This is a genomic window from Morganella morganii H1r (assembly GCF_000633515.1).
Taxonomy (GTDB): Bacteria; Pseudomonadota; Gammaproteobacteria; order Enterobacterales; family Enterobacteriaceae; genus Morganella; species Morganella morganii_B.
Genome location: NZ_AYMP01000080.1, coordinates 1 through 231, shown reverse-complemented (window position 1 = coordinate 231; position 231 = coordinate 1). Strand labels below are relative to the sequence as shown.

Genomic DNA, 231 nt, shown 5'->3' with positions numbered 1-231 from the left:
ACAACACCGAAGGTGTTTTGCGTTGAGAGACGAAGAAGAATTTTTCAGATGACGGAGAGAGATTACTCCTCTTTGTTATAAAGCTTGTTTTGGATTGAAATGAATTTGCCTGGCGGCCGTAGCGCGGTGGTCCCACCTGACCCCATGCCGAACTCAGAAGTGAAACGCCGTAGCGCCGATGGTAGTGTGGGGTCTCCCCATGTGAGAGTAGGGAACCGCCAGGTTATTATT

General features: G+C 49.8%; 1 rRNA gene. It reads left to right on the top strand.

What is annotated here, in order from left to right:
* The first annotated feature begins 108 nt into the window (after window positions 1-108).
* Window positions 109-224: ribosomal RNA gene (gene rrf / locus U868_RS0122585) — 5S ribosomal RNA — on the top strand.
* Window positions 225-231: the final 7 nt, after the last annotated feature.